Below are 22,253 nucleotides of genomic sequence, written 5' to 3' on the forward strand. Positions count from 1 at the left end.
ACGGTGATGATACGTGGGGAAATATCGAACACTAGGTACGCTATTTAACCGTGTATTTCGTAACGATTTAAACCAAAACTTCGAAGATATTGACAAGGATATACAAACGCAGAAAAAGCGTGTTGACGATTTAATAACTAAGACGCCGCAGCCGTCTGAGGTCGTTGACGCACGTGGTGGACATCCTGTTTTACGAGATCGGTTAGATTCTGTCGATGCGCAGTTGGCGGAAAAAGCGCAAGTGAGCGCCGTCACCGCGCTCGACTCTAAAGTGACGACCGACAGAAAGCGCAATCAACAAGCAATTCGGAGAGAGTTAGATTCGAGTGGTTTTCAACCTTATCAGCTTCCTGCTGGATTCGCGTGGCAGAGTGCGCCAATCAAACTTTTCACGAACGGGACGAAGTTCACGACAGATTTCGATGTGTCAGTGTTTAAAAACGTCAGTACGAACACGTATTGGGTAGACCCTGTTAACGGTCTAGATACAAATGCTGGTACAGAAGTCGCGCCGTTCAAGTCGCTCGAAAAGGCATATCAAACCGCATCGAGCGGTGACACAATTAAAATGAAGCCGGGTATTTATTACCGCGATTCTTCTTGGCAAAGTATCTCGGTCTTGCAAAAGTCATTGAACATCATTGGCGAAGGTACAGTCATCATTCCTCTATCGGACAAACACACATACACCAAAACGGCAGGACAGACAAACGTTTATCAAACGGCTCGTACCAACGTTGCGGAAGTCATCGACTTGACGTTCGACCCGGTTGGCTACAAATACCAAAAGAAGAATACCTTAGCGGAGTGCGATGCCTTGCCGGGGTCTTACTACACGGATGCGACCACGCTATTCATTCACTCCTTAGATTCGAACTCTCCAAATCCCGAAAAAGTACTACCTTTACTCTCGGCACAACATTTCAAAGTCAATAATTCACTCGGAAACGTCAAAATTTATCTCGAAAATTTGACCATTTTTGGTGGTAACAACGGCAACCTTTGGTTGGATCGAATCAACGCGTCGAACGGATTGAGCGTCTATGCGAAAAATTGCGACTTCCTTCACTCGACCGGATTGAATGTGGATGGTGACGCGGTGAACATTGACGGGGCGGACGAAGCGTTTTTCCAAAACTGTCGGGCGTTGCATAGCCGCAAAGACGGATTCAACTACACAGCATACAACAGCGCGTCAGCGCTCGTGACAGCGCCGAAGTTTATCGAAGTTGATTGCGTAGGTGCTTACAACGGCATCCCGAACACACTCTCGCCAAACACGAACAATGGATCGACAGCACACGCTGGAGCGCAGGGTATTCGCGTCAATGGTCAATATTACAAAAACATGGGAGCGAACGTGGCAGATGTTCAACCCGGAACAGAGTCGCTCAACCTCGGATGTATCGCATTCGACTCATTGACCGGTCTTGATGATGCCACGAACGGCGATTTCGTCGCTCAACAGAGCGGTGCGAAGATGTGGGTAAACGCTTGTATCTCTTTCGGGTCGAAGTACAATCTCTACGCTATGTCCGGAACGACAATGTATGTCGATAACACGCAATTTGACACTAAGCAGGGGTCTGGCACTTTTATTATCACGAACCAACTCTGATTAATCTATAGCGCTATCGGAACAAACTGCGCACTAAGAACGGGAGGTGTAACCGCATTTGCTAACGATAACAGATTTCGCAGGCAATACGGAGTTATTAACGAATATACGCGGACTCATCCGTAAAAGAAAGGTTAACAGCGAGAAGTCGTTGACCTTTTTTGTTATACCCGACGAAACAAACGTGCATTCCTTCGGTATGGTCGACACGGAATCCATCGTTGAATTTGACGGCGAGGAATACGTCATCAAAACGGTGAGCGAGAAAAACGCTTTGAGAACCCTGATTCCTCAAAGACCAATGCTGAAGCTTTATTAAGGGAGGTGGTTAATTGATTGTCACAAATTTAAATGGGCAAACAGAAATGCTAACAGATTACAAAATTATACAACGAAAGAGAGTGGTGAATGGTGAATTTACCCTCTCTTTTTTTGTTTTCCAAACCGAGCGTAACAAACATTCATTTCCTTTGGTGGAAGAAGAATCTGTAGTGGAATATGATGGTCAGGAATTCAGGATTAAGAAAGTACGTGAATATACCAAAGGTCACACGCCGGTTAAAGAAGTAACGGCTCCTCATGTATTTTTTGATATTATTGACGATTATCAATACGAAACAATTTCCGGATCAATAAACATTGTTCAAGCGCTCAATCATGTGTTTAGCGTGACAGATTGGACTTGGGTAAATCACGGAGCATTTAATAGTGTAGAATTCGAAAATTTTGGCGATGGTACAGCGTTAGAATTGTTTAAAACGATACTTGACCGATATGGGGCAGAATACGAAATAACAGGTCCACGAGAGGTTACACTCAAAAACCAAATTGGCGCCTTCCGTGATGCACAATTTCGATACAAACATAACATCAAAACACTGTATAAGGATATTGATAGCTCGAATGTTAGCACGTATATCAAAGGGTTTGGAAAAGATATTACGGTAGAATATACGTCTCCTAATGCGTCTGTGTATGGTATTCGCCATGCCCCACCAGTAAAGGATGAACGATTTACGAATGTAACCAGTTTGAAAGAGCATTTGAAGAAGATCTTGAATGACACACCAAATATTGTTATTGATATCGAAGTAATTGAGCTAAAAAAGCAAGGCATTCCTGTACATGAATATGATTTAGGCGATACGATTTTCCTGATTCATGAGGGTTTAGGTATTGATGCAACAGTCCGAATCTTAGAATACACGGATTATCCGGAAAGTTATAAATCGCCGTCTATAGTTTTGGCAAATTATAAACCTAGCATGACGAAGGTATTGACATCCTTTCAGCAAACATCGAAGACACTAAAGCAGCTGACGGATGATGATGGAAATTTAACGCTGAAACTTAAACGACTTTATCGTAACAGTGATCATTACAGCGATCATACTGGTGATTGGTATATCTCACCGGAAGATCCGAATGCATATGTCCATATTGGAGCTGGGGGAATTGATGTACACAGGGGACTAATTAGAGTGGAAAGAGATGACGGATATCCAGTTATCATAGGTGGAGCTCTACAAAATGAATTTGGGATAATGCCTCATAATCCACCATTTAGAAACTCTGAAATAAGTATTAATGGATGGTGGTGGTCTAATAGTGATACTACCCATAAAATTTGCGAAGCTTATATGTTTAAACATGACAGCCGTTACTTGAAAATGATTGTAGGCATGTTGTCTCCATCTGGAAACAATATAGGTTTTGAAGTGGTCAATTGGGGCCCTGGTACTGTTTTAGCTCAAAAAATTACTAATCATTCGGACCCTAATAGTGGAATTGCTTATTACGGAGAGATATTAACCATTGATCTTGGAGTACCAACGGGAGAATTAATAGGTTTATATGTCAAATTGTGGTCTGGCATAAATGGTTCGGAAGCTCTTGCAAGAATAATAGGAATCTACAAGGAGGGATAATATTGGGATACTTAGTATTCTGTGATACAGACGAACTAGGAAATATAACTGATGCCTATGCTGGGGTGAATATTATTCCCTCTAGGCAGTATGATTATTTTTTTTACATGCCTAATGAAATCGACATTATGCAGTACAAAGTGGACATGGAATCCAGGCAATTAATTTTAAAGTGAATTTTTTATTAAAACATATCCGAACTTCCAATTTTCAATCGATATTAATAGTGTAAGCAATTTTAGAAAAGGGATATATGATGCCCCTATTTCTAAATTGCTACGATATTAATAGTTGGAAGGGGATATGTTTATGAAGAGAGATATGGAACTAGTTAGGGAAATCATTATTGAATTATCTGAAGGGAAATACAAAAGTAGTATTAAATGGGACTCAGAGGAAGATAAACTTTATTATTACCATTTAAAGATTATGAGAAAAGAAAATTTAATTTCTTTTAAAGAAACTCCAACTAAAGACAAAGTTCTATTGTCTGCTGCACAATTAGAGTGGAAAGGTAATGAATTCTTGCAAACATTTTCGAATAATAGTGTGTGGGAGAAAACAAAGGACTTCATTAAAAGAAAAGGGATAGAAGAAGCAGACATATATATAGATATGTTGATTGAACTTGGTAAAACGCAGATAAAACAATCGCTAGGAATGGAATAGAAATTATATAAGCATCCTTCGGGGTGCTTTTTTTCTTAATATTAAAGCAAGGAGGTAAATAATGAGCTGGGAAATCATTTATAAAACAATTTTTACTGGCACAGGTGCAGTAGTTGGTTATTTATTCGGGGGGTGGAGCGTATTGCTACAAATATTACTTGCCCTTGTCATTATCGATTATGTTACTGGATTACTTGCTAGCGGAGTTGAGGGCAAGTTAAGTAGCAAAGTCGGATTTAAGGGAATTGCTAAAAAGATTATGATTTTTTGTTTAGTTGCGGTTGGTCATTTAATCGATAAAGCAATTGGAGATGGTAGCATGATTCAAAATGCGATCATCTTTTTTTATTTGGGTAATGAGTTGTTATCGATTTTAGAAAATGCCGGGAGAACAGGTTTGCCTGTACCAGACCAAATCAAGAATGCAATCAATGTTTTAAAAGGAAAATCAAATTAAGGAGAGGATAATAAATGGCTCTATTTTATGATAAAAGAAACCGTGAAAATCTCGAAAAGTTAGCAGATCATACTAAAGCAGCGGCTATTAAATGGTATCAATACTTAGTGGACAATAATATCAATGTATTGATCTACGAAACTATTCGTACAAAGGAAACACAACAAAAATATGTAAGGGAGGGCGCATCTAAAACGATGCGCTCTTATCATATTGTTGGACAAGCTTTGGATTTTGTGCCGGTAGACGATAAAGGAAATACACATTGGGATTGGTACGGAAAAGCTGAAATTCAAAAGGCAATTGCAGAAGCAAAATGGCTAGGATTTGAATGGGGTGGCGATTGGAAAAGTTTTAAGGATCAGCCACATCTTCAATACAATTACAAAGGTTATGGCACCGATACATTCAATCAGTCGCCAAATATGGAAGTGCCTAAACCAGCTCCGGTACCAGCTAAAAATAATGTGATTGCTACAATTCAAGAGACACTTAACAGCCGTTATAATGCCAAGATTAAGACTGACGGTTTATATGGTCCTAAAACAAGACAAGCACTCCTAAAAGGCTTACAGACCGAGTTAAATAAACAATTCGGTGCTAGGTTGGTTGTAGATGGTGTTTGGGGTCCTAAAACAAAGGCGGCTTGTGTATCCGTCCGAAAAGGAGCAAAAGGGAATATCACTTGGATTGTACAAGCCGTTTTATATTGCAAAGGATATGATCCTAAAGGGATTGATGGTGTGTTCGGTAGCGGTACTGCTGCAGCGGTTTTGGCTTTCCAAAAGGCTCATAATCTAGCACAAGATGCGATTGTGGGCAAAAATACTTTTGAAAAATTGTTTGCATAACAAAAAGCCCCTTCTCGCTTGAGAGGGGGCTAAGTTACTTAGTAAACTAATCTAAAATCGTTGTAATCGATGTCATCGAATCCGTTGTCAGTGATAAATTTTTCTTCGTTAAAATTGATTAGTTCTAATGCTTCATCCACCGTTAAGCTGCGGTTTGTTAAAACCTCTCCTACCAAAATGTCTTCATACATTACTTTTACCATTTTTGTTTCCTCCTTTAATTTTTATTTTTTTTGTAATCCCTTGCTGTATCTTTATTGTATATCATATGATATACAAAATCAACACTTTTTATTGATTTTTTTCGTTTTCTTCGATATATTTTCTTACCCAAATCCGGAATAATTCTGACCGGTTAATTGCTTTTTTCTTGAGTATCTCATTTAACTTTTCCAGATCCTCTTTTGGTAATCTAACTACAAATGTGCTATCGTTTTTCATTTTCATTCTCCTTTGGTAAATATAGTTCTTCTAATTTTAAACGCCCGTTGTAATAGGCTTCTTCTGGTGTTTTAAATCCTGACTTGAAATATTGCTTACCATTAACCGTAATCCAAGCTCTATAACGTACCTCCTTTGATTTGCGTGTATAGTATTTAGCTACACCTCTATATCCAGTGGAGCTATCTTTCCTTGGTTTCTTCCCTTTAAAAAGAGGGAGGACAACACCATCAATACGCTTGTTTTCGTATTCTTCACGCAAGTTTTTATTATCTAATTCTTTTTTTAAACAACCACAAGACTGTGTTTGCCCTGTAGTAAGATAAATTCCTTGTACATTTAATTCATTTCCACAGTCACACTGGCAGCGCCATACAATACGACCTTGTTTTCTTTCTTCTAATTCTTCGATCACTGTCAAGCGCCCGAATTTTTTTCCTGTTAAATCGATTCGTTTTTTAGGCATTTCATCACCTTTTATGCAACTACTACACTTTTAGGTGCCCAAAATTCGTTTTTAACTTCTAGTTTTCCGTTTTCAAATATTGCAATTGCTTCAATTAGATAAGCTTTTTCTGTTGCTTTTTTAATTTTGTAAATAGACTCATGTTGGATTTGATGTACAACACTTGGATTGTTAAAAGTTTTTTGTAAAAACCAAGGAGCGACTCCAGCGATCTGTCCGCCTTTTATTTCCTTTTGGGCTTTGTATAATGACCAAGCCAATTTTAACGCTTCCGCAAAGTACTCTTTTACTTTACCGCCGAACTTTTTAGCACCTCTGCGAGCAAATTCCCAAGCGTTTGCCATGATTATTTTGTTTCTCATTTTGATTACCTCCGTTTCTTTATCTTTGATTATAGTATATCATTTGATATACAATCTGTAAAGTAGTTTAAGTAATTTTGTTAAAATTATTCAGTCAAAAGCGGGCAAAAGAAAAAGCCCTGTATTTGGGCTTAGAAAGGTAAATCAGTATTCATGATTTTATTTTGCTCTTGCTGCTCTAAATCCAATACTAGATCCGTGATATCCTGATCTCCGTTTAAAATGATGTTTTCTAATTGTATCTCAAACGGTTGATCTTTTTGAATTTGTTTCCAGAATTGATAAGCTATATATTCAGGCTTTCGACCACGCAGCGGGAAACTGCCGGATTTCAGTACCTTACCTCCAGTCGCAGAGAAATGTATATCAATCGTTACATTCATTTAGATTTCCTCCTGCTAGTGTCATTCTGTATTTCGCTATTTCTATTGCCTGTTCCGGTGTGCTTCCATAACAATTCCAAACTGAAATATTACCATTATGTGCTGACGCGCAGTATGTATCCCCAAAATCTAACACACGGTATTTAATTTTACCTTTACGAAAATACCAAAACCAATCCCAAAAGGTTCGAATCCAGTGTATTTTTCTACCTCGCTTCCTACATAAAAAGCCCCTAAGATAGGGACTTTCACAAGCTGTTTATAAAATCTTTAATCTCAGGTTTCATCATATCTATTTCTGCTGCTTTTAATACAACAGAAGCCATTGGTTCGGTGTCATTAGGAACAAAATTATCTTTATTAACAGTTATTTGAGCAATTTTAATATCACCTTGTTTAACTGCAATAGTGACCGTTTTGGCTCCTTTAATATCCTCCTGTTGTAAAAAGTCATACGATTGATTTAATACGTGTTGAGTGGCCAATCCTGGTGTAAGTTCTTCGCTCATTGTTACAAACACTGTTACATGTTGATTAATATCAATGGCATCCGTAACATCGACCTTTTTAGCATAGGCAAATACAGAGGTATCTATTTTAGTTGATTCTTTTTCGCTTTTTCCTTCATCCTTATTCTTTTCTTCTTTAGATTCTTTTTTAGGTTCTTCTTTAGCTTTGATATTTTCCTCTTCTTTAGGTTTGTTTACTGGTTCGGTTGACTCTTGTGTGCATGCTGTTAAAAAGAGCGCAACCATTAATAAAATTAATACTTTCTTCACGGGTATTTCCTCCTTACTTTTGTGGCATAATTTCATTTCGACATATGTAATGAAAATCCTCCTTTTTTAAGAAAGGTTTTGAATAAAAAAATCACCACTAGTAAATACTTATAAAAAAGACAGGTGAATTTTATGAAGAAAAAATTTATTTTAATACTTATTTTCACAATTAGTTTAATCGCTCTTACATCCAACCCTTCTAAAGCAGATTATGTTTCGTTTGTAAAAGAGGAAATATCTAGTGATGGACACCCTATTCTTGGAGCATTTGCGAGTCCTTTAGTTAGTGCTTTTACAACTAAACAAAATTTCGGCTTGTTTACTGTTTATGAAACCAGGTTTGATGATAAGGATAAAGAATACCTAAAAGCCATCGGTATATTTAATCACTTCTTTTGGCTTCATATTCCGGAATAATAAAACCCTTCTCCAATCAGCGAGAAGGGTTTGTTACATTCCGAAGAAGTCATCCTTATCCACATTATATCCCATTGATCTTAACGCACGTTGGATTTTTACCCATGTTTCAATTCTCGGCCGGTAATTAGGATCGCTGCACATATTTGAAACTGTTGTTCTTCCTACATTTGCTTTTTCGGCAATTTCTTTCTGAGTTAACCCTTTTTTATCAACCCATTTGCCAAATTTGCTTCTTGTTTTTCCGAGTCCAAAAAATACTCCAAACATTTCTTGCACTCTCCCTAGTCAAGTTTTGATAACAGTCTTGTCTAAAAATCCCGTTTTTAAACCTAGTGCAAAAAAGTGGAATATTGGACAATCCATGCTAAATACCGTTTAAATATACCAATTCAATTTCCACCTCAACATACTTTTTGAGAATATTCCAGAAGTAGATATATCAAGGTTTTTGACGATGTTTTATCCATTCCAGATCAATGGAATTAATTACTTCGTAATTAACAAAGAGGTGGCGCGGAAGGGAGGATATATATCGAATGATATTTGAAATTGTTACAACAACGATTTTTGGAGCAATTTCATTAAAAGCATATTTGAGTAAAAACGGAGGAGGGGATGATTCAAAAAAAATTAATAAGATTTTTAGTTTAGCAGGCTTGAATGTTAAAGATGGTAATAACACCTTAACTGCGCAGCAGATCAAGAAAAAAAGTTATGACTGGGGAACAGAATACAGGTATAGAATCCCGTTGGGGAGAAGTTTCGAAGATTATTTAGCAAAACAAAAAGCTATTGAAGCTGGTTTAAATACAAAATCAATGGTCATCGAACTAAAAGACTTAAAAGATATAAAATTTGACCGAAATTTCATCAAAAGTTTTAAAAAAATTTACACTAAAAAATTGACTAATAAAAAAGAAGTAGAAATGGTTTATGATGGATTATTAAAAATTCGAGTTTACGATAAACCTATGCCTATAAAAATTGAATGGACCAACGAAATGTTAAAACAAGATTGGTCAGTTATTCTCGGGTTTAATCGAACTGAAGCATTTTATCATGACTTTGACAAACGGAAACATTTAATTATCGCTGGAGCAACAGGATTCGGAAAATCCGTTACAATGAAGTCCATTATTGTATCATTAGTCCTTTCAAAACCCAATGATGTAACCTTTTCATTAATTGATCTAAAGGGGGGATCAGCTTTTGCTCGCTTTAAAAAACTAAAACAAGTAATAAATTTTGGAGTAAATCCGAATGAAGCAAGAGAAATTCTTAAAGAAGTTAAAATTAAAATGGAAAATGATTATAAAAAAATTGTTGATGAAGGTTTTGAAGATGTTACCGAAGCGAATATACCTAAAAGACACTTCATTGTGATCGATGAAGCAGCAGATATTATGGATGACAAGGACACGATTGATATTTTAACGGATATTGTTCGTAAGGGAAGAGGAGCAGGATATTATGTTATTTATGCTACTCAATATCCATCATCTCAAGCTATTCCAATGCAAATAAAAAGAAATATTCCTGCGAGGTTGTGTTTTGTTTTAGATAGTGCTACAGCATCAATGACTGCATTAGACAAGAGCGGGGCTGAAAACTTACCAGAAATACCAGGTAGAGGAATTTATAAAAATGTCGGCCACAATATTATTCAGACTCCTTATATCACAAATAGTTTAATTGATGAATTATTAAAACCTTACATGATTAAAAAGGAGGTCTTGGATAGTGAAACGGTTGAACGAAAGACAAGAGAGAATTCTTTTATCATTAAAGAAACTCGATTATCTTAACCGGGATCAAATAAATAAAATCCACAGACTTGGCACAATCCGCAATACAAATCGCATCCTCAAACAATTATCCCCTTATCTTTCTAGTTACCGTGAAGATTATTCCACTATTTATTATTTGAACAATAAAGGCAGAGAATATGTGAATTCAGAAAAAATACGCAAGAAAACAAAGTTTGTAAATCATGTCTTAATGCGAAACGACTTTTATATTTATGCTGGATTTCCACGAGAATGGAAAAATGAAGTGGAGTTAAGTTTAGGTGAAATAAAAATTATTTGTGATGCTTGGTTTCGTGTAAATGGAAAGTATTACGCATTGGAAGTCGATTTAGACCAAACAATGAAAGAAAACCGAAATAAGATTGAGAAATACAGAAAATTACTTTCAAACAATGCAATAAAAGAATCACTAGGACACCTACCAACTTTAATTTGGTTTACCACTACAGAGTTTCGAAAGAAGAAATTAATTGATTTATGTAAAGGTTTACCGCATGCCGTTTACACTACCAATGACATTAAATGAGGAGTGTGTGAAAATGTCTAAATCAAAAGCAATAAATTTTCGTGATTTCATGACGGGTGAATATAAAATTAAAGAAAAGGAATTAAAAAGGAGGAGAATAAAAAATACTACAAAATTAGCAAGTGCGGCAGTTTTACCTTTAGTGAGTGGTGGAGCAGTTGGTACTTTAGGATTTACAATGAAGGCTTTCGCTATGACTAAAGATATCCCAGCTTCAGCACCAATAGCAGTTGAAGCGAGTGCGAAAGAATGGATGGGAGAACAAACTTTATCCATGTTGGCACATGTATTGGACCCTGTCGTTGATATATTAGTGGCCTTATCGTTTCCGGTGGCAAGTGTCGTAATTGTAGGATCGTGTTTCCTCTTTATGTTTGGTAAAACAGATAAAGCATGGAGTGGTATTCAAAATGCTGGACTAGGATATGTTTTAATACAAGTATCTCCTCTTATTCTAAATGTTTTAAAACAGGTGGGAAACGCTATTTAAAAAAGAGTTTCTCAGCTTATGCGAAAAACTCCCGTGTGAAATAAAAACTTTTAATGAGATATGAACTTTATGTTAAAAAGTTCATAATTCGACAAAATTCTACAACGTTGTCACTACTATTATGGTAAATATAAAGTAGTACTTTAATACCAATGTTTTTGCATTAAACCTTGCCATATAGGCAAGATTCACTCCGCGGGAGGGTGAAAAGCTTCACCTAATGCCGTGTACCTTCGTCTTCTTCGATCCATTCGTAGAAGTCTTCGGCGTGACAATTGAGTATCCTTGCAGCTAATACGGTATTTTCATACCGCATATCACGTTCGCCCGAGATCCAACGCGAAACTGTAGATTCCGCAACTTTCATCCGACGGGCAAACTCTGCCTGACTCATGTCACCCAGAAGTATAGGTAAACGGCATCTCCCTCTGCGGAGTGCCATAGATTTCCTCCTTGTAATACTTGGTTAAATTATATCTTTAAATATACAAGGATTCAATCAGGAAAAAGGGAGAGTACAGCTATGATAAAATCAAATGTACCAAAATTTTTAAGTGCTAACCACATCATGCAAATTTTACAAATTTCTTATTTCGAAGCGAATCAAATTATTAAATCAAATTTACTCCCAGTAATCACTATTGGCAATACCAAAAGGGTAGCTGCAAAAGACTTTTACAAATGGTTGGAAACCAATCGGGTAACAGCAGGGTAACAAAAGGGTAACGCAAGTTCATGAAAAACGGTAAATCAGCGTTAAAGATATTACAATAGAAGTCATGAAAAACCGCATGGTTAAGCTATTTTATAAACTATCGTGAAAGATGTTACAGTAAAAAGCAATATGGGCGGTATGATGTAATAGTTCTCTATGAGAATTATTAGAACAAGTGCCAGTCACTAACGTTTTATCATCAATAGACTACTTCTCATAAAGTGAGAGGTAGTCTTTTTTTGGCTCTTTAAATTTTTCATAGATTTTCAAAAACCCACCAAGGAGTCGTCATAAGACCACTTTTGGTGGGTTGCATTTCTAGACATATCTGCCGAACACTTTACGCCGTAAATGTCTCCAAGAAGTGTTCTATTGTAATGGAGGCTGCACCCAATGCTGGTGCATTTTGACCGAGTGTTGAGAGCAGCAGTTCATAGTTGTGATCTAACTGATGATAGATTCGTGAAGAAATTGAATTTCTGATTGAGTTCAATACCATTGGCAACGCCTCGGCGATTTCGTTACGGATAATAATGGCCTCGGGATTAAACGTATTCAAAATACTTGTTAGCCCAATCCCCAAATAGAAACCGAAATTCTGTAGCTCCATAAGAATTTCTGGATCATTTTGATTAGCTAAACCAATCATTTCCCTAACTGATAAATCCTTATATTTTTCAGGAAGAGACTTCATTAATGCCTTTTCTGAAGCATACAGCTCCCAGCAACCTCGATTTCCACAGCTACATTTCTGACCGTTTAAATCAATGGTGATATGGCCCATTTCTCCAGCAAACCCATTAACGCCCCGATAAAGATTATTATTCATAATAATTCCAATCCCAATCCCAGTTCCGACACTGACATAGACCAGATTTTCATAATTTTTGGCTGATCCAAAAACCTTCTCACCGTATGCACCTGCATTTGCTTCATTTTCAATGAAAACAGGCACATTAAATTCCGCCGTAATCAGACCTTTCAAATCTATCTTGTCATTCCATTTTAAATTGGGAGTGAAAACAATTTTTTCATCGTTATTAACCAGTCCAGGAACGCAAACTCCAATCCCAACTAATCCATATGGGGACTCTGGCATTTGCTGGATTAATCTCCGAATCATTGACAATAATAAATCCATCGTTTTCTCGGGGGAAGGATTTTTAAATTCCTCAAATTGTTCAAGGACAACATTTCCTTCTAAATCGGTTAAGATCCCAATGATATTATTTACTCCCAAATCAATACCAATTGAGTATCCTGCATTTTTATTAAATACGAGAAGGACCGGTTTTCTTCCTCCACTGGATTGCCCCTGGCCGATTTCAAAAATCAGATTCTTTTCAATTAAGGTATTAACCTGAGAAGAAACAGTTGATTTATTTAATCCGGTTATATCAGATAGTCGTGCTCTTGAAATAGGGGAGTTTGCCAGGATTTGATTTAATACTGTTTTTTGGTTAATTTTTTTCACTAAGTTCTGGTCCGCAATATACATTCCATAACACCCCGTTTGTTTTTTGATTAAATTAAGTGTAATAATGTTTTTATAAATATTGTACTATAACTTTCTTAATTTATCTTAATATGTACAAAAAATTTGAAAATTCCCTCTTGAAAAAAGCGCTAACATTTTATATGATGAATTCAAGTTAGTTTATCCAAACAACAAACTAACTTGAAAACAATGAAGAAAATGTTCAAAATGAATAGCTTTTGTGAAAACCTATATGATTTTTTATTAGGAGGAAGAGACTATGACTCAGACAATGGCAAACACTTATTTTGGAAGCGTAAACAAGATACCTTTCGAAGGAAAAGATTCAAAAAATCCATTAGCGTTCAAGTACTACAATCCTGAAGAACGAATTGGCGGAAAAACGATGAAGGATCATCTGCGTTTTTCAGTTGCCTATTGGCATACATTCACTGCTGATGGTAGTGATCCATTCGGAATAGGTACAATGTTACGACCTTGGGACAAATACAAAGGAATGGACCTAGCAAAAGCAAGAGTTGAGGCAGCGTTTGAATTATTCGAAAAGCTTGATGTTCCATTTTTCACTTTCCACGACCGTGATATTGCCCCTGAAGGCAACACATTGAGAGAAACCAATAAAAATTTAGATACAATCGTTGAAATGATTAAAGACTATATGAAAACAAGCAACACGAAACTTTTATGGAATACAGCTAACATGTTCACCCATCCACGATTCGTACATGGTGCAGCAACTTCCTGCAATGCAGACGTTTTTGCTTATGCTGCAGCTCAGGTAAAAAAAGGTTTAGAGACAGCTAAAGAACTTGGTGCTGAAAACTATGTATTTTGGGGAGGTCGTGAAGGTTATGAAACATTATTAAACACTGATCTTAAGCTAGAGCTTGATAACCTTGCACGATTTATGCACATGGCAGTGGATTATGCAAAAGAGATCGGATATACGGGGCAATTCCTAATTGAACCAAAACCAAAAGAGCCAACCACTCACCAATATGATACGGATGCACAAACGACAATTTCGTTCTTAAAAACATACGGCCTAGAGGAATATTTCAAATTAAACCTTGAAGCCAACCATGCTATCCTTGCCGGACATACATTTGAGCATGAATTACGTGTAGCTAGAATAAACGGAATGCTCGGATCAGTAGATGCCAACCAAGGAAACACATTACTTGGCTGGGATACAGATGAATTCCCTACCGATTTGTATACTACTACATTAGCGATGTATGAAATTCTTCAAAACGGCGGACTTGGCAAAGGCGGATTAAACTTCGATGCAAAAGTAAGAAGAACCTCATTTGAACCAGAAGATTTGTTCTATGCACATATTGCCGGAATGGATGCATTCGCAAGAGGTTTGAAGGTGGCACACAAATTAATCGAAGACCGTGTAATTGAAGACGCTATCGCAAAACGCTATTCAAGCTTCACAGAGGGAATTGGCTTAGACATCGTTCAGGGAAAAGCAAATTTCCATACGCTTGAAGCATATGCATTGAACAATGAAATCAAAAATGTTTCTGGAAAAACTGAATACTTAAAAGCCATTTTAAATCAATACCTCTTAGAGGTGTAAAGATACAAATGCTCTGTTTTCAAATAGGATTACATGGACTCTTTTAGGAGTTCAAATGGTTTAAATCTTCTATTCTAGTAATATCCTCTCATGGACTCGTGAACAACTAAATGGAGAAATATAAAAGAGCGGGTCCCTATTTTCTACTACTATTAATAAAAGGAGGATAAAGGTAGATTTTTATTTTTTGATGGATTGAAAGCGTTGTAGTTTTGTAGTCAATCAAAAATGAAATTCTACCTTTAATTAGACTATGGAGCAAAAATCACATTCATTATACCTTCTTGGAATTACCCTAGTTGCTGCGATTGGTGGCTTGTTGTTCGGATATGATACGGCAGTGATTTCCGGTGCCGAGGAATCTTTAAGACTATATTTAATTGATAGCTTAGGTTTAGGTGCGTTTATTCATGGGGCAACTGTCTCCAGTGCCTTAATTGGATGTATTATTGGTGGGGTCATTTCCGGATATTTCGCTAGCCGGTTTGGTCGGAAAAACTCACTCATCATTGCCTCCCTCTTCTTTTTAGTTTCATCAATAGGTTCGGCGTACCCTGAGTTTTTATTTTTTGAGAAGAGTGAACCAACAGTTGGTCTTTTGTTGGCGTTTAATATTTATCGGATTTTAGGTGGGATCGGTGTCGGATTGGCGTCTGCTGTTTGTCCAATGTACATTGGTGAAGTGGCTCCAGCACATGTTCGGGGGCGCTTGGTTTCTTTCAACCAATTCATGATTATTCTAGGAATGCTTGTTGCTTATTTTGTAAATTTTTCGATTGCGAATGGTGAAAGCCAGGCATGGGTTAATGACATTGGTTGGAGATACATGTTCTTGTCATGTGGTGTTCCAGCAGCTTTGTTCGGTTTGTTACTTTTACTAGTACCTGAAACCCCGCGTTACTTATCTTTGAAAAACCAAGATGATAAAGCTTTGAAGGTTTTATCAAAAATCAATGGAATGAAAGCTGCAAAATTGATTCTTAAGCAAATTAAAGAAACGGTGGATGAAGTTTCATCGGAAAAGCTGTTTGCTTATGGCAAAACTGTTATTATCATTGGGATTTTATTATCGGTGTTCCAGCAGTTCGTAGGTATTAACGTGGCATTGTATTACGCTCCACGCATTTTTGAGAGCATGGGTGCAGGAAAAGATGCTTCCATGTTGCAAACGACTATGATGGGCTTAGTTAACGTTATTTTTACCATTGTTGCCATTATGACTGTAGATAAATGGGGACGTAAGCCGCTCTTAATGGTAGGTTCAATTGGGATGGCAATCGGAATGTTTGGTGTAAGTACCTTAGCGTATTTCAATGTGATTGGCGTAAGTACGCTTGTTTTTATCATTATTTACACTGCTTCATTTATGATGTCTTGGGGACCGATTTGCTGGGTGCTTATTTCTGAAATCTTCCCGAATAAAATTCGAGGTCGTGCGGTGGCTATTGCAGTAGCAGCACAGTGGGCAGCCAACTACCTAATTTCTTCCACTTATCCAATGATGATGGAATACAGCGGTGCAATGACATATGGTTTCTATGGATTAATGAGTGTCTTATCTGCTATTTTCGTGTGGAAATTTGTTCCTGAAACGAAGGGCAAAACTCTTGAGGAAATGGAAGGGCAATGGAATCACATCGCTTAAGTTTTTAGATTTAAAAATAGTTTGGAGAGACGGTCAATGAAATATGTTATTGGAATAGACCTTGGTACGAGTTCGGTTAAGGTGTTACTAGTTGATAAGGAAGGAACTGTGAAGGGGGAAGTTTCGAAGGATTATCCCCAGATTCACCAACAACCAGGATACAGTGAACAGAATCCGGAAGAATGGGTTGAAAAGACAATTGCTGCTTTAAAACAACTCGTCAGTTCATCTGGAGTGGATCCGGCTGATATTGAAGGGCTTAGTTTTTCCGGCCAAATGCATGGATTGGTGTTGCTTGATAAAAACAATGCGGTAATTCGAAACGCCATCCTCTGGAATGACACTAGAACAACTATGCAATGTAAGAAAATTGATCAGCAATTAGGTAGCAAGTTGTTAGATATTACGAAGAATCCAGCCCTCGAGGGGTTTACTTTACCGAAAATCATGTGGGTTAAGGAGAACGAACCGGAAAATCTAGAGAAGGCAAGTGTATTCTTGCTTCCGAAGGATTATTTGCGTTACCGATTAACGGGGGCTATCCATATGGATTACTCTGATGCAGCCGGAACGCTCCTTTTGGATGTGGTTAATAAATCATGGAGTGCTGATATCTTAAGAACTTTTGAGATTCCTAGTCATATTTGTCCGCCATTAGTGGAAACAGGGGACTTTGTTGGTACGATTTTACCAGAGATTGCAAAAGCAACAGGTTTATCAAAAGAAACTAAGGTATTTGCTGGTGGAGCCGATAATGCCTGCGGTGCGATTGGTGCAGGGATATTATCTGAGGGAACGGCACTTTGCAGTATTGGTACATCTGGTGTATTTCTGTCATATGAAAAGGACCGAACAAAGGACTATGGTGGAAAGGTCCATTTCTTCAATCATGGGGAAAAGGACGCCTACTACACAATGGGTGTTACATTAGCTGCAGGCTATAGTTTGTCTTGGTTTAAAGAGACGTTTGCTGAGGATCAGTCGTTTACTAGTTTGTTAGAGGATGCTGCACATTCAACAATTGGTGCCAATGGCCTTCTGTTTACTCCGTTTTTGGTAGGGGAGCGTACTCCATATGCAGATGCGAAAATCAGAGGTACTTTTACTGGAATCGATGGTTCGCATAATAAAAGTGACTTTACTCGAGCAGTAATTGAAGGGATTGTATTCTCGATTAATGAGAGTGTAGAGATTTTCCGGAATTATGGAAAAACGATTGATACGGTTATTTCGATTGGCGGCGGAGCTAAGAGTGAGCTATGGCTTCAAATTCAGGCAGATGTTTTTAAGACAAGAGTAATAAAGTTGCAAAATGAACAAGGTCCTGGAATGGGGGCGGCAATGATTGCTGCAGTTGGACTTGGCTGGTTTAAATCTCTTAAAGAATGTGCTGAAAAGTTCATTAAAATGGACAAAGTATATGAGCCAATTCCGGAAAACGTTGAACGTTACAATAAATATTTCCGAGCCTATAAAGATATTTATCCTCATACAGTTGCGATCAACCACCAACTGTTTGATTTAAGAAAATGATGTAGGAACAGTCCGATCGCTTATATAGAGGTGATTAAGTGAAGTTCGTTGAAAATGTCTATGGGGTCGTTAATGGTCAGAGTGTGAAGTCGTTTACGGTGGAAACACCGAGAGGCATGGAGTTTACTTGTATAGAGTATGGTTGTATTATTACGGAAATCCTCCTCCCCGATTCCAACGGATTAAAAGAGAATGTTGTTCTGGGGTTCGATACAATAGAGGAGTATATTGACCACTCCCCGTATTTCGGTTGTGTCATTGGTCGACATGCCGGTCGAATCGGTGGTTCAGCATTTGAACTGGATGGGGTAACCTATCATTTAATGAAAAATGATGGTGAAAATAATCTTCATAGTGGACCTACCGGATTTCACAATGTTATTTGGGATTCGGCAGTGGTTGTAAGAGATACAGAGATTAGTATTATTTTTTCTTATATGAGCCCAGATGGTGAAGGGGGGTTTCCAGGTAATCTTCAGGTTGAAGTCACCTATACGATAAATGAAAACAATGAGCTACTAATTCAGTATCAAGCTCAATCTGATCAAAAAACAATCGTGAATATGACGAATCATTCCTATTTTAATTTAAGTGGGAACCTGAAAAGGACGATTATAGACCATGAGTTAATGTTGCAAAGTAATGCATTCTTAGAGTTAGATTCGTCGTTTATTCCAACTGGTGAAATTATTTTAGTAGAGGGGACTCCTTTTGATTTTAGAAAAAGCAAACAAATTGGAAAAGGGATTGAAGCTGGGCATCCACAAATGACATTAGTTGGAGGCGGCTATGACCATCCTTTTTTGCTTACACCCCTTCAAAATCAAAATCAAATGACGTTAATCGATCGGGAAAGCGGAAGGAAGTTGGAGATTGAAACAGTAGAACCAGCTGTGGTGTTTTATTCGGGAAATATGCTCACAGATCATTTCAAAATCCGTGGTAAGCAATCACAAAAATATTTAGGGCTTTGTCTTGAAACCCAGAAGCCTCCTAACATGATTAAGAATCCCAAATTCCCATCCATCCTCTTAGAAAAAGACCAACTATACACAACCCAAACAAAATATAAGTTTGGATTAATCAAAAACAGCTAATCGTTTGTCAAATTCTTTAATAAAATATAGGAAATGGAAAGGGGCTTCTCAATCAGTTCACTGAACTTCTGAGAGGCCTTTCCCATTTTTATATCTTGTTAAATCGGATATAAGGATACCTGTTCTCGCGTCCCTTCAATAGGTTATTCTAGGATATTTGGTTCTTTAGTACGATCGAACAATTCATCAACTCTTTTTGAATAGAAGCTTAACAGGTTGGTTCCTAAAGCAGATAGACCTCCTAATTGCCGTTCAGTGCTCAAGGAGGTCTATTTCTCATGTCATTCATTTTTTACATCTTTTTTTGAGTTGTCAAAAATATTTAAAATAAAGTCCGAACTAAAGAAAAGGACTGGTATCCCTATGATAAAATAAAGAACATTTTTCGGCATAAACATATTATAAAAATATAAAAATAATACTGCCCAAATAAATAGGACAACGTATTTGATTAAACTTTTCATTTCCAATCTATCATCCTCTATTTTACGATTATTGCTTAATTCCTTGACTTTGAACGAATTAATACAATTAATATTGCACTACCTATATATCCAAATCCAACTGAACCAACCAAGATGTTATACGTATCCTTCACTGTTCTAGGATTATTAAATATACTATTTTTGATGACCATCATGACGATAAAGGCAATGATGACGATGCCAATACCGAGTAGACTTGCCCAAATATATGTCTTTGTCGTCTGGATTTCCTTGTTTAATAGTTTTGGTGATGCAACGATGAACATTACGAACGCTAAAATAGCAATGATAATCAGGTACTGTATTAACGAAAAGGATATAAAGTGAACGTTCTCTTGAATGGTACCTTCCTCAACACCAGATTCATACATCACATTTGAGGTGAAGAAAAGCAAAATGCTAATCAAGATGGCGTAAATACCACTGAAGATCCCCATCGGTCGATTACCTCTAGCTTTGCTTCGTAACCAAAAACCATATATGAAAAAGATGACACTAATAAACATCATACTATACACAGTGTTAACTAACGACTGATTAGAAATCTCGTCTGAAAATTGATAGGTAATTAATGTAGCGAAGGATGTAATTGCAAAGAATGCCACATTTACAATAAGTAAACTCTTCTTTAGTGTAGTTATTTGGGTATCAGAATGTTTTTGTTTATTCATGGTGATTCTCTCTTTCTATAAATCTAGAATGATTATAGGAATCCTGTCTAAAGGGCTTTGGATTAACAACTCCTCAGAAATGATCACTTTAACCAATTTAAGTATACCAGAATCATTTTCTATTTTTTGTAATTGTCATTAATTGCTACATTTGTCCTAAAAAAACATAAATTATTCAATGACGTAGGCAATTCCTTCATTAATGCTAACCGGTGTTTACTCTAAGGGTAAAAAATTAGAAGTTTCCATGAGAGGCGCAAACTTCCTATAAATCTCTTTTTTTACATGCTCTTAGTAATGTGTATTAATCATGGAGTTGTTACGTCGTTTTTATGCCCAAATCGCTCTATGATTTATTCTAAACCTTCTCTTGCCTCTCTTAGTATGAGGGGCTGTCTAAAAAAGTCCATTTAAGAAAAAAATGAACCCAAATTAAAAACCCAAGAATGTTGATTTAACAGCATTCTTGGGTTTTGCTTTTATAAAGATTTCGGCTGAAATACCACTTTCCGGACAGCCCCTTTTTGGTGTTGTTAAAAATTTGCGTATTAATTTTGTGGAATGATAGGAATTTTAAAAACACCAGACAAGTAACATTACTTTTTTAGACTCGAGTAATAGTATTTAGTGTTTATGATCATAGGCGAAAAAATAGTTTTTAAGAAGTGAAAGATGTTTTGCAGATAGAGAAGAATACTTTTTGCTCGTTTTTTCCTTTAATGAGTTTTAAGAATACAGCGTTCCGTTCCTTCCCCAATTCCCATTTGGTGCCATTAATATTATTAAATACTATAATAGACTTGGACAGGTATCAAGAATGAATGGCAGGTAAGGGGGGAGAACTTTTGATTATTACACTGACTATGTTCCTTATGGGGATTTTATTAGGTTTTATTGGGGCTGGAGGATCGGGCTTTATTATTGCCCTTTTAACGGTTATTTTTAACGTGCCCATCCACACAGCTTTAGGTACTTCCCTGGCAGCAATGGTATTTACGACTTTATCCGGAGCTTACAGTCATTATCGACAAGGAAATATAGATATGAAAGCAGGAGTAACCGTAGGAGTTTCTGGAGCGATTATGTCTTTTGTTGGATCTAAAATAGCCGTATGGATACCGGTCCATTCACTCCATTGGCTTACAGCCGGAATGTTATTCTTATCTGCCGTTATGTTAATAGTCCGACTGTTTATCGTTGACGGGTTTAAAGAGTCAGATAAAAGGAAACCGAAAACTGCTGGCAAGTTTCTAATAATGGCAGCTTCAGTTGGTTTTATGACAGGTATTTTATCTGGCACATTTGGTATAGGGGCGGCTCCCTTCATCCAGCTTGGGTTGATGCTTGCATTGGGACTGCCTGTACAGGTATCAGTTGGTACGACCATGCTCGTTATTCTTCCAATCGCGATAGCTGGTGGAGCAGGTTACTATTTTGAGGGTTATTTTAATGCCTTACTTCTGTTCCAGGTACTAGCAGGAACAATGATTGGTTCTTATATAGGAGCTAAATTTACCAACAGTGTCCCCCTTCCTATATTAAAAAGTGCGATGGTTCTTACTCCCATTTTGGCAGGGGTCATTTTGCTAATTAATTGATTCATACTAAATGGTATTTAATAGCATGAGTAGAAGGAAATAAAGAGAGTGGAGATTTAGACAAGAATGAAAAAGGCTTTTCCTAGGTTAAATACCTATAAAGTGTACCCTTTGTAAAGGACATTTTAAAAAAGCCTAGGCAACTTGTTGAAGCTGCTGTCTGTATTTTACAGGCGGCAGCTTTTTTAAATTCCACTGTCCACGATAATGATTGTAGTACGTCAT

The 22,253-nt window shown here is 37.1% G+C and carries 28 protein-coding genes; 17 read left to right on the forward strand and 11 right to left on the reverse strand.

The window, feature by feature from the left end; translation table 11 throughout:
* Nucleotides 1-13 precede the first annotated feature (13 nt).
* From GZA11_RS07385 to GZA11_RS07415, 7 genes are all read left to right on the forward strand, one after another.
* On the forward strand, nt 14-1,618 hold the full coding sequence (locus tag GZA11_RS07385) for a DUF1565 domain-containing protein (protein ID WP_163183342.1): 1,605 nt from the start codon (nt 14-16) through the stop codon (nt 1,616-1,618).
* Nucleotides 1,619-1,676: 58 nt separating this feature from the next.
* Nucleotides 1,677-1,937 carry a hypothetical protein gene (locus GZA11_RS07390; RefSeq protein WP_163183343.1) on the forward strand — a complete coding sequence of 87 codons (261 nt, stop codon included), beginning with the start codon at nt 1,677-1,679 and terminating at the stop codon, nt 1,935-1,937.
* 13 nt (nt 1,938-1,950) lie between these two features.
* Nucleotides 1,951-3,546 (forward strand): phage tail protein, encoded by a 1,596-nt coding sequence (locus tag GZA11_RS07395; RefSeq protein ID WP_163183344.1) that lies wholly within the window; start codon nt 1,951-1,953, stop codon nt 3,544-3,546.
* 2 nt (nt 3,547-3,548) lie between these two features.
* Nucleotides 3,549-3,722 (forward strand): hypothetical protein, encoded by a 174-nt coding sequence (locus GZA11_RS07400; protein WP_163183345.1) that lies wholly within the window; start codon nt 3,549-3,551, stop codon nt 3,720-3,722.
* Nucleotides 3,723-3,855: 133 nt separating this feature from the next.
* On the forward strand, nt 3,856-4,215 hold the full coding sequence (locus tag GZA11_RS07405; RefSeq protein ID WP_163183346.1) for a DUF2513 domain-containing protein: 360 nt from the start codon (nt 3,856-3,858) through the stop codon (nt 4,213-4,215).
* Nucleotides 4,216-4,276: 61 nt separating this feature from the next.
* Nucleotides 4,277-4,672, forward strand: coding sequence for a phage holin family protein (locus GZA11_RS07410; RefSeq protein ID WP_204317752.1), 396 nt, complete (start codon nt 4,277-4,279; stop codon nt 4,670-4,672).
* A 14-nt stretch (nt 4,673-4,686) separates the two neighbouring features.
* Nucleotides 4,687-5,523, forward strand: coding sequence for a peptidoglycan-binding protein (locus GZA11_RS07415; RefSeq protein WP_163183347.1), 837 nt, complete (start codon nt 4,687-4,689; stop codon nt 5,521-5,523).
* A 38-nt stretch (nt 5,524-5,561) separates the two neighbouring features.
* Here GZA11_RS07415 and GZA11_RS07420 read toward each other — a convergent pair whose 3' ends face one another.
* The 6 genes from GZA11_RS07420 to GZA11_RS07445 form a co-directional block, all read right to left on the reverse strand.
* Nucleotides 5,562-5,726 (reverse strand): hypothetical protein, encoded by a 165-nt coding sequence (locus GZA11_RS07420; RefSeq protein WP_163183348.1) that lies wholly within the window; start codon nt 5,724-5,726, stop codon nt 5,562-5,564.
* 88 nt (nt 5,727-5,814) lie between these two features.
* On the reverse strand, nt 5,815-5,964 hold the full coding sequence (locus GZA11_RS07425) for a ribbon-helix-helix protein, CopG family (RefSeq protein ID WP_163183349.1): 150 nt from the start codon (nt 5,962-5,964) through the stop codon (nt 5,815-5,817).
* A complete protein-coding gene (locus GZA11_RS07430; RefSeq protein ID WP_163183350.1) occupies nt 5,951-6,430 on the reverse strand; it encodes a hypothetical protein in 480 nt (159 codons plus the stop codon). The genes GZA11_RS07425 and GZA11_RS07430 overlap by 14 nt, the downstream gene beginning before the upstream one ends.
* Nucleotides 6,431-6,441: 11 nt before the next feature.
* Nucleotides 6,442-6,792: a hypothetical protein gene (locus GZA11_RS07435; protein ID WP_163183351.1), complete on the reverse strand. Its 351-nt coding sequence runs from the start codon at nt 6,790-6,792 to the stop codon at nt 6,442-6,444.
* A gap of 131 nt (nt 6,793-6,923) precedes the next feature.
* The gene (locus GZA11_RS07440) at nt 6,924-7,175 is read right to left on the reverse strand and encodes a hypothetical protein (protein ID WP_163183352.1); all 252 of its coding nucleotides are present in this window, start codon (nt 7,173-7,175) and stop codon (nt 6,924-6,926) included.
* Nucleotides 7,176-7,423: 248 nt separating this feature from the next.
* Nucleotides 7,424-7,954 carry a hypothetical protein gene (locus GZA11_RS07445; RefSeq protein ID WP_163183353.1) on the reverse strand — a complete coding sequence of 177 codons (531 nt, stop codon included), beginning with the start codon at nt 7,952-7,954 and terminating at the stop codon, nt 7,424-7,426.
* Nucleotides 7,955-8,086: 132 nt separating this feature from the next.
* Here GZA11_RS07445 and GZA11_RS07450 point away from each other — a divergent pair, with 132 nt between their 5' ends.
* Entirely contained in the window at nt 8,087-8,371 is a 285-nt protein-coding gene (locus GZA11_RS07450; protein WP_163183354.1) for a DUF4359 domain-containing protein, read from the forward strand.
* Nucleotides 8,372-8,404: 33 nt separating this feature from the next.
* On the opposite strand, the gene GZA11_RS07455 is transcribed toward GZA11_RS07450, so the two are convergent.
* Nucleotides 8,405-8,641 (reverse strand): helix-turn-helix transcriptional regulator, encoded by a 237-nt coding sequence (locus GZA11_RS07455; protein WP_163183355.1) that lies wholly within the window; start codon nt 8,639-8,641, stop codon nt 8,405-8,407.
* 269 nt (nt 8,642-8,910) lie between these two features.
* Here GZA11_RS07455 and GZA11_RS07460 point away from each other — a divergent pair, with 269 nt between their 5' ends.
* Genes GZA11_RS07460 through GZA11_RS07470 form a run of 3 tightly spaced genes read left to right on the forward strand, consistent with a single transcriptional unit; the run spans nt 8,911 to nt 11,198 of the window.
* Entirely contained in the window at nt 8,911-10,179 is a 1,269-nt protein-coding gene (locus tag GZA11_RS07460; RefSeq protein WP_163183356.1) for an FtsK/SpoIIIE domain-containing protein, read from the forward strand.
* A complete protein-coding gene (locus GZA11_RS07465; RefSeq protein ID WP_163183357.1) occupies nt 10,115-10,708 on the forward strand; it encodes a replication-relaxation family protein in 594 nt (197 codons plus the stop codon). Before GZA11_RS07460 ends, GZA11_RS07465 begins: the two co-directional genes overlap by 65 nt.
* Nucleotides 10,709-10,721: 13 nt before the next feature.
* Nucleotides 10,722-11,198 (forward strand): hypothetical protein, encoded by a 477-nt coding sequence (locus GZA11_RS07470; RefSeq protein ID WP_163183358.1) that lies wholly within the window; start codon nt 10,722-10,724, stop codon nt 11,196-11,198.
* Between the two features lie 217 nt (nt 11,199-11,415).
* On the opposite strand, the gene GZA11_RS17040 is transcribed toward GZA11_RS07470, so the two are convergent.
* Entirely contained in the window at nt 11,416-11,640 is a 225-nt protein-coding gene (locus tag GZA11_RS17040) for a helix-turn-helix domain-containing protein (RefSeq protein ID WP_163183359.1), read from the reverse strand.
* Between the two features lie 81 nt (nt 11,641-11,721).
* On the opposite strand from GZA11_RS17040, the gene GZA11_RS07480 reads away from it, so the two are divergent.
* The gene (locus tag GZA11_RS07480) at nt 11,722-11,913 is read left to right on the forward strand and encodes a helix-turn-helix domain-containing protein (RefSeq protein WP_163183360.1); all 192 of its coding nucleotides are present in this window, start codon (nt 11,722-11,724) and stop codon (nt 11,911-11,913) included.
* A gap of 340 nt (nt 11,914-12,253) precedes the next feature.
* Here the strand turns inward: GZA11_RS07480 and GZA11_RS07485 are convergent, their stop codons facing one another.
* Nucleotides 12,254-13,411, reverse strand: coding sequence for an ROK family transcriptional regulator (locus tag GZA11_RS07485; RefSeq protein WP_163183361.1), 1,158 nt, complete (start codon nt 13,409-13,411; stop codon nt 12,254-12,256).
* 259 nt (nt 13,412-13,670) lie between these two features.
* On the opposite strand from GZA11_RS07485, the gene xylA reads away from it, so the two are divergent.
* From xylA to GZA11_RS07505, 4 genes are all read left to right on the forward strand, one after another.
* The gene (xylA, locus tag GZA11_RS07490) at nt 13,671-14,999 is read left to right on the forward strand and encodes a xylose isomerase (protein ID WP_163183362.1); all 1,329 of its coding nucleotides are present in this window, start codon (nt 13,671-13,673) and stop codon (nt 14,997-14,999) included.
* Between the two features lie 253 nt (nt 15,000-15,252).
* A complete protein-coding gene (gene xylE, locus GZA11_RS07495; RefSeq protein WP_163183363.1) occupies nt 15,253-16,644 on the forward strand; it encodes a D-xylose transporter XylE in 1,392 nt (463 codons plus the stop codon).
* A 36-nt stretch (nt 16,645-16,680) separates the two neighbouring features.
* Nucleotides 16,681-18,177 carry a xylulokinase gene (gene xylB / locus GZA11_RS07500; protein WP_163183364.1) on the forward strand — a complete coding sequence of 499 codons (1,497 nt, stop codon included), beginning with the start codon at nt 16,681-16,683 and terminating at the stop codon, nt 18,175-18,177.
* A 38-nt stretch (nt 18,178-18,215) separates the two neighbouring features.
* Nucleotides 18,216-19,274 carry an aldose epimerase family protein gene (locus tag GZA11_RS07505; RefSeq protein WP_163183365.1) on the forward strand — a complete coding sequence of 353 codons (1,059 nt, stop codon included), beginning with the start codon at nt 18,216-18,218 and terminating at the stop codon, nt 19,272-19,274.
* A 499-nt stretch (nt 19,275-19,773) separates the two neighbouring features.
* Here the strand turns inward: GZA11_RS07505 and GZA11_RS07510 are convergent, their stop codons facing one another.
* On the reverse strand, nt 19,774-20,430 hold the full coding sequence (locus GZA11_RS07510) for a hypothetical protein (protein ID WP_038538813.1): 657 nt from the start codon (nt 20,428-20,430) through the stop codon (nt 19,774-19,776).
* An 845-nt stretch (nt 20,431-21,275) separates the two neighbouring features.
* On the opposite strand from GZA11_RS07510, the gene GZA11_RS07515 reads away from it, so the two are divergent.
* On the forward strand, nt 21,276-22,028 hold the full coding sequence (locus tag GZA11_RS07515; protein WP_163183366.1) for a sulfite exporter TauE/SafE family protein: 753 nt from the start codon (nt 21,276-21,278) through the stop codon (nt 22,026-22,028).
* 135 nt (nt 22,029-22,163) lie between these two features.
* Here GZA11_RS07515 and GZA11_RS17045 read toward each other — a convergent pair.
* Nucleotides 22,164-22,253: IS3 family transposase (locus GZA11_RS17045; protein ID WP_328822053.1), on the reverse strand; the 90-nt coding region annotated here is incomplete at its 5' end.

Source organism: Neobacillus sedimentimangrovi, assembly GCF_010614825.1.
Lineage (GTDB): Bacteria > Bacillota > Bacilli > Bacillales > Cytobacillaceae > Neobacillus > Neobacillus thermocopriae.